Annotated in this window: 6 protein-coding genes; 5 read left to right on the forward strand and 1 reads right to left on the reverse strand. The window is 43.4% G+C overall.

Features of this window, described 5'->3' with window-relative positions:
* Positions 1–38 precede the first annotated feature (38 nt).
* The gene (locus tag ACVBIO_RS14250) at positions 39–1,850 is read left to right on the forward strand and encodes a M61 family metallopeptidase (RefSeq protein WP_447160036.1); all 1,812 of its coding nucleotides are present in this window, start codon (positions 39–41) and stop codon (positions 1,848–1,850) included.
* Positions 1,851–1,939: 89 nt separating this feature from the next.
* Here the strand turns inward: ACVBIO_RS14250 and rdgC are convergent, their stop codons facing one another.
* On the reverse strand, positions 1,940–2,851 hold the full coding sequence (rdgC, locus tag ACVBIO_RS14255; protein ID WP_447160191.1) for a recombination-associated protein RdgC: 912 nt from the start codon (positions 2,849–2,851) through the stop codon (positions 1,940–1,942).
* 289 nt (positions 2,852–3,140) lie between these two features.
* Here rdgC and ACVBIO_RS14260 point away from each other — a divergent pair, with 289 nt between their 5' ends.
* The 4 genes from ACVBIO_RS14260 to ACVBIO_RS14275 all read left to right on the forward strand — a co-directional run bounded on the left by ACVBIO_RS14260 (position 3,141) and on the right by ACVBIO_RS14275 (position 7,631).
* A complete protein-coding gene (locus ACVBIO_RS14260; RefSeq protein WP_447160035.1) occupies positions 3,141–4,091 on the forward strand; it encodes a porin in 951 nt (316 codons plus the stop codon).
* A gap of 275 nt (positions 4,092–4,366) precedes the next feature.
* Positions 4,367–5,056: a phosphate regulon transcriptional regulator PhoB gene (gene phoB / locus ACVBIO_RS14265; protein ID WP_447160034.1), complete on the forward strand. Its 690-nt coding sequence runs from the start codon at positions 4,367–4,369 to the stop codon at positions 5,054–5,056.
* Between the two features lie 112 nt (positions 5,057–5,168).
* A complete protein-coding gene (gene phoR, locus ACVBIO_RS14270) occupies positions 5,169–6,479 on the forward strand; it encodes a phosphate regulon sensor histidine kinase PhoR (protein ID WP_447172868.1) in 1,311 nt (436 codons plus the stop codon).
* Between the two features lie 180 nt (positions 6,480–6,659).
* Positions 6,660–7,631 (forward strand): PstS family phosphate ABC transporter substrate-binding protein, encoded by a 972-nt coding sequence (locus tag ACVBIO_RS14275; protein ID WP_447160032.1) that lies wholly within the window; start codon positions 6,660–6,662, stop codon positions 7,629–7,631.
* Positions 7,632–7,770 lie beyond the last annotated feature (139 nt).

Genomic DNA, 7,770 nt, shown 5'->3' on the forward strand with positions numbered 1-7,770 from the left:
CGACTCAATGAAAACAATAATAACAGAAGGACGCGAGAGTGAAACCTGTAGTTCCCTTAATCTTAACTTTTGGTGCTTTAGCCTGTACTCATGCCATTGCCGACGTAAACTACCAGATCGACTTAACGAGCCCCGAACATCACTTAGCAAAAGTAACCGTCGTCTTTCCTGAAACTCAGTCAAAGGCTTTAGTGGTTAACCTGCCTGTATGGCGCACGGGTAAATATCAAGTATTGCCATTGGCCGATGCAGTGAGAACTTTTACTGCAACCGATGATACGGGCTCAGTGCTACCTTGGACGAGAACCGCAAGCGGTGAGTGGACAATAGCCTTAAGTGAACCCACGAGTGTAACGGTCAATTATCAGCTTTATGCCAACAAATTGGGGCAACGAGTCAACCATATCGATGCAAGCCATGCTTTTTTAGATGCCAGCGGTACCTTTGTTTATAGCCCTGAATTTAAGCATGAGCCTCTAACGGTCTCGCTTAATGTACCTAGTGATTGGAATAGTTACTCGGGGATGGATAGCGGCAATAACGCGCATACCTTCACTGCTAATAATTACGATATCTTAGTTGATTCGCCAATAGAGACGGGGATCAGTGAGCATCGAGAGTTTAGTGCAGATGGTCGGGATTATGAATTAGTGGTTTGGGGAGAGGGCAATTATAACATTGACCAAATGGTCACAGACTTGAGCAAGCTTAGCGGTCAGGCAGAGGTCATTTGGGATGATTATCCGTTTGAACGCTATGTCTATATGGTACACGCTACCAGTGGCGCTCGCGGGGCAACAGAGCATTTAAATTCGACCATTATTCAGCGTCCACGTTTTAGCTATCGAGAGCGTAAAGACTACTTAGGCTTTATCAAAACGGCCTCACATGAGTTTATTCATACCTGGAACGTCAAAGCGTATCGTCCTGATGGATTGGTGCCATACAACTATCAAGATGAAGGGATCACTGAACTATTGTGGATTGCAGAAGGCTCTACGAGTTACTTCCAAAGTCAATTATTACTGCGCGCAGGGGTGATGACGCCAAAAGAGTTTCTCGAAGACTTAGCAAAGCGAGTGGCGCAAAGTGAGCAGACTCCGGGCAGAGAAGTGCAATCAATTGCCGAAGCGAGTGCTAATCAGTGGGCAAGTAGTGGTGGAGATTACGCGGTTAATCACAGCACGAACATCTACTCAGAAGGCTACTTAACGTCATTAGCGTTAGATTTTTCTTTACTTGAAGAAACCAAACTTAAACGTTCATATCGCGATGTGCACCGTAAACTCTACAATGAGTATCGTCTTCCTGTGGGTTACACCATTAGTGATGTGAAGCAGATTTTAAATAGCGTTGCAGGAACCAGTTATGAAAGCTGGTGGCAGGAGTATGTTAACTCGCCAGTAAGCTTAGACTTTGATCGCTTACTGGGTCTAGCGGGATTGAAAACTAGCTATGGTAAAGATGCCAAAGTAGAGCCTTTTACTGGCGTTACGTTAGCGTCAAATTCCTTGGTGTTATCACAAGTGCTCCGCAATGGCCCAGCATGGAATGCCGGCATCGTGCTTGGCGACGAGGTCGTTGCGGTTAACGGCCTTAAGGTTACCGCGGCGGGTTTTGAGTCGCGCATTAAAGACTTCAGTGCGGGTGACACGATAAAAGTGACGCTATTTAGTAATGACAGACTAAAAGATGTCGAGCTTAAACTGGGTGACAAGCAAAGTGGCAAGCTGGTCATTACCAGTGTTGATAAGCCAAGCCGATCACAAAAAGCCTTCTTTAAGGCGTGGTTAGGTGTTGATTGGCCCTTCGATGCAGATGGCCAGCTAAAAGCGACTAAATCGGACTAAAACTGACCGAGTCGTCATAAAACAGATTAAATAGTCTCAACGAAAAAGGCGCCATTTGGCGCCTTTTTATTGGGTAATAGCAAGCGTTATTAGATACTGTCTTCTAGGCCACCAAGCGCCTCAACAACCGCATTGATAAGCGCGATAAGCTCGCTGCTCATTAATGCAAAGTCAGCATCAAGTCTTGCCATCGGATCGTCGTTGCCTAGGTCGTCGTTATCAGCTCTAAACTCTTCAGAGAACTTAAGGCGCTTAATCGCGGCATCGGACTGCAATACAAACGCAATTGATTGACCAAAATGCAGTGCTAACTTATGCACTTGCTTACCGACTTCAATATGTGCCAGTACTTCGTTTTCGCTTAAGTCTTGCTGCTTAAAGCGAACGATACCGCCTTCGTCAGAATCGCTCTTAAGCTCAGCTTCATCTTGCATTTCAAAGGCGGGTGGTGTTTTGCCTTCTTTTAGCCATTCAGTTAGCTGAGTTTCAATTGGCGTCTTAAAGCTGATTGGAATAATAGGTAGCGTGCCAATTGCTTTACGCAATAAAGCCATTAGTTCTTCAGACTTAGCTGCACTAGAGCTGTCAACGAGCACCATTTGAATTTCAGGTAAAATCAATGCACGAATTTGGCTACGACGAGAAAAAGCACGTGGTAATAAGGTCGTGGTGATCTCATCTTTAAGTGCGTCTTTTTCTTTCTTAGCGAGTTTACGGTTTTCTTCAGCCTCAATTTGACTGACTTTTTCTTCAAGTGCTTCTTTGATTACTTGAGACGGTAAAATCTTTTCTTCTTTAGTCGCGCAGATTAGGTGTCTGTCGCCAGCGGTGTGGATCAAAGTTTCGCCATGCTTGCCCATGGCCTTAGAGAATCCAAATTTACTGATGTCTTGGCTTGAGCAAGGAGAGAAAGTGAAGTCTTCCAGTGATTTTTCTAGTGAATCAGGGTCAACAGAGAAAGGCTTGTTAAAGCGGTATACAGTTAGATTTTTAAACCACATAGATAAGTGCTCAATCAAAATTAAAGCCGCAGTGTAAGGCATTGTCCGGTTCGGGTAAACCGCCTCATTGCCATCTTGGATCCTCATTATGCGACATTTCATTAAAGTGTCACATTTCTTACACTTTGGCTAAAAGGCACGCTAGCTCTGGGTTAGCGGATCTCAGTCGCTCAAGATTTAATAAATATGTCTTTATTCACTCTTTGCTGAAATAAAAATGCAACAAATCATCTTCATTATGGCGCTCGTCCGAACCAATAACTAAGACGAATAACGTCAAAAGGATTAAATGATGAACGTTTTCTGTAAAACTCTACTGGCTTCAGCTCTTGCTACTGCAACACTTTCTTCTGCTTATGCTGCGGACCCTCTTACGGTTTACGGCAAGCTAAATGTGACTGCACAGTCAAACGATGTAAATGATGAATCAACAACGACGATTCAATCTAATGCTTCTCGTTTTGGTGTTAAAGGTGCTTTTGAACTAAGCAACTCTCTTGAAGCGTTTTACACGATTGAATATGAAGTTGATACGGGTGACTCAAGTAAAAATAACTTTGAAGCGCGTAACCAGTTTGTTGGTCTTAAAGGTAATTTCGGTGCATTCTCTGTAGGTCGTAACGATACCATGCTTAAGATTTCACAAGGTAAAGTTGACCAGTTCAATGACCTATCTGGAGACTTGAAAAACTTGTTTAAAGGTGAAAACCGTATTGAACAAACAGCAACTTATGTAACGCCTTCATTTAGTGGTTTCAAAGTCGGTGTGACATATGCTGCTGACGGTGCAGGCTCGCAATACGGACAAGATGGATACAGTGTTGCGGCTATGTACGGTGATGCCAAGCTGAAGAACTCACCAATCTTTGCTTCTGTTGCCTATGATGCAGACGTAAAAGGTTATGAAGTTGTACGTGCAACGGTTCAAGGTAAAATTGCTGGGCTTAAGCTAGGTGGTATGTACCAGCAGCAAGAAGAGACGTATGAAATTGACGGCACGGCAACCGTTGGTGCAAAAAGCAAATCAGGTTACCTGTTAAGTGCAGCTTACCAAATTGAAGCGATTGTATTAAAAGCGCAGTATCAAGACATGGAAGATAAGGGTGATTCTTGGTCAGTTGGTGGCGATTATAAGTTAGGTAAGCCAACTAAGTTATTCGCGTTCTACACCAGTCGCTCATATGAGAAGGTTTCAAACGACGACAACTACGTAGGTATTGGTCTAGAACACAAGTTCTAAGCTGAAACTTTATTAAAAGGGGCTTAGGCCCCTTTTTTGATCTGGGCTTAAGTATGCTGTTTAATGGCATATTTTATGTTTGCTTTCGGCTATAGACTAGCGGCATCTGTACATAAATAAATACACTGCTAGCTAATGGAAACTTGGTATAAGCGGAAAGTAATATTTATGACAAAAATATCGTTTAATATGGCAAAATATCTCGGTGTTTAATATTAATGTCACAAAAGTGACCAATAATAGCATCGTAGAAATTCACTGATAGAAGATCGATTATGACTGCAAGGATTTTGATAGTTGAAGATGAGTTAGCCATCCGTGAGATGTTAACTTTTGTTTTGGAACAGCATGGTTATACCACTGTCGCTGCTGAGGATTATGACTCTGCACTCGATATGTTAACTGAGCCTTACCCGGATCTCGTATTGCTCGATTGGATGTTCCCTGGTGGTAGCGGTATTCAGTTAGCGAAGCGCTTACGCCAAGACGAATTCACTCGTCATATTCCTATTATCATGTTGACTGCGCGTGGCGAAGAGGAAGATAAGGTACGTGGCCTGGAAGTCGGCGCCGACGACTTTATTACTAAACCTTTTTCACCTAAAGAGCTAGTGGCACGGATTAAAGCTGTAATGCGCCGTAGTGCGCCTACTTGCCTAGAAGATCCTATCGATGTTCAAGGCCTGCAATTGGATCCTGTTAGTCACCGCGTCACTGTCGGTGAAGACGTGCTTGATATGGGACCCACAGAATTTAGATTATTGCATTTCTTTATGACCCACCAAGAACGCGTGTATAGCCGTGAGCAACTACTCGATAATGTTTGGGGGACTAACGTGTATGTTGAAGATAGAACTGTTGACGTACATATTAGACGCTTAAGAAAAGCGGTAACTCAATCAGGTCACGATCGCCTTATTCAGACCGTTCGCGGTGCTGGTTATCGTTTCTCTACCAGACTTTAGTTTTATATCAATCGTACTAAATATGTGATTGGTATTATACCCCATAGGCACAAGGTTGATTTTACGCTATCTTGTGCCGAGTCCTCCCATATGGTCGTTATATTGGTAACACATGTTTGATTCATATTCTGGGTACCGTTTAGTTTCCCGATTGGTGATTTATCTGGCTTTGTGTTTGTTGGTCGGTTTGCTTCTCGGTGAAGTGATTTGGATTTTGTTATTCGGATCGATTTCTCTGTTAATTTGGCATTATCGCCAATTATCTCGTTTAAATTTTTGGCTATGGCATGATCGCCGTCTTACCCCCCCAAATGGCAGTGGCAGTTGGGAAGGGGTATTTAATGGTATCTATCGCTTACAAGGAAAAAATCGTAAACGAGTGTCACAGCTTGCGTTTTTACTTGGACGTTTCAGGCAAGGTGCCGAAGCACTACCTGACGCAGCAGTTGTATTAGACTCTGAACATAATATTTTGTGGTGTAATAAACTGGCGCAATTGCTGTTAGGTTTTGTATGGCCACAAGATAATGGGCAGCGGATCGATAATCTTATTCGTCATCCGGATTTTTCCGCTTATCTTAAAAATAATGAATACCAAGATCCGTTAGAGTTAGCGTCACCTCAGTCTGAAGGGCATATTCTTGAAATCCGGATTATGGGCTATGGTGCAGGTCAACTGTTATTGATTGCCCGTGACATTTCCCGAGTTCGTCAGCTCGAGGGGATGCGTAAAGAGTTTGTCGCCAATGTATCTCATGAGCTAAAAACGCCATTAACAGTGCTGCAAGGCTACTTGGAAATGATGCAGTCTATGGCTGAACCAGATTCGCCGAATGTCAGGGCGATGGAGCTGATGCAGCAGCAAACAACGCGAATGCGCTCTATGGTTGAGCAGCTGCTGGCATTATCAAGAATTGAAGATGCCAGCGATGTGAATTTAGAGGTTAAGGTTAGTATGTCGCAGATGATAGATATCTTGCGTGATGAAGCCTTAGCCTTGGCGCAAGAGCAGTATGACATTAGTTTTTATTGTGAGCCTGGGCTTGATGTATATGGCAATGAATTACAGCTCAGGAGTGTGTGCTCGAATCTGATTTCTAATGCGATTCGCTATACTGAACCTGGTGGTAAAATTGAGATAAGCTGGCGCAAGATTGCCATTGGTGGTTTGTTTAGTGTTAAAGATAATGGCGAGGGGATTGCACCGCAGCATATTGGTCGGTTAACCGAGCGTTTTTATCGAGTCGATAGTGCGCGCTCAAGCCAGTGCGGTGGTACAGGTCTGGGGCTGGCGATCACCAAGCATGCGCTGCATCATCACCAAAGTGAACTCAATATTGCCAGTCAGTTGGGTAAGGGCAGTACCTTTAGTTTTGTGATCCCGCAAAACTTAATTGAGTATACGGTGCCAGATCACGAATAATGCGGCTGCTTTTAAAATAAATGTCATATAAAAACAGGCTTATGCCTGTTTTTTTTATCAATAGGTCTAAATTTGTTTGGCTTGTCATCGAAGTGTCACTTAGTAGTAATAGACTTGTCATCAATGGAGTCAATACTGACAGCGTTTTAAAATACTAAGATATCAACACTGGAGCAAAGAATGAAACTGAAACAACTTGTTGGCGCGGTAAGTTTTACTGCAGCGACTGTATTTTCTGCAGCATCAATGGCTGAAATCGACCAGTCTTTACCAACTTACGAAAAGACGAGCGGCGTGTCAGGTAATTTATCTTCTGTTGGCTCAGATACATTAGCGAACATGATGACGCTTTGGGCTGAAGACTTTAAGCAGCTTTATCCAAACGTTAATATTCAAATTCAAGCTGCAGGTTCTTCTACTGCGCCACCAGCATTAACGGAAGGTACTTCTCAGTTCGGCCCAATGAGCCGTAAGATGAAGCCAAACGAGGTTGAAGCATTTGAAAAGCATTATGGTTACCAGCCAACGGCTATTCGTGTAGCAATTGATGCCTTAGCGGTATTTGTGCATAAAGATAACCCAATCGAAGGCCTGAGCATTGAGCAGATCGATGGTATTTTCTCTTCTACTGATAAATGTGGCGGCGGTGATATTACTCGTTGGGGTGAAGTGGGTCTTGATGGCGGCTGGACGGCGAGAGATATACAGCTTTACGGTCGTAACTCAGTATCTGGTACCTACGGTTACTTCAAAAAGAAAGCGCTATGTAAAGGTGACTTTAAAGCGAACGTAAACGAGCAGCCAGGTTCAGCTTCAGTCGTGCAGTCTGTCTCTCAATCACTTAATGCGATTGGTTACTCGGGTATTGGGTATAAGACTGCTGGCGTTAAAGCGGTTGCGATTTCTAAAAAAGGCACAAACTATATCCCAGCTACTGCAGACAATGCGGCAACGGGCAAGTATCCACTGTCTCGCTACCTATACGTATATGTGAACAAGCATCCAAACAAAGATCTATCGCCAATGGATCGCGAATTCATCCGCTACGTACTATCGATGCAAGGTCAACAAATTGTTGAAAAAGACGGTTATGTTGCACTACCACGCAGCGTTATCGCAAAAGATTTAGCTAAAGCTGGCATTCGTCTTTAATGATGAGTTAGCACTCATCTTAAACGATGAATAGTGAACAAAGAAAAGGCCTCTAAATAGAGTAATGCCGTTCACTTAAGGTGAACGGCATTTTTATTTTTGGCATACCGTTGAGGCCTTGGTTTTACTGTTCTGGGGA

The organism is Shewanella sp. 0m-8 (assembly GCF_052977265.1).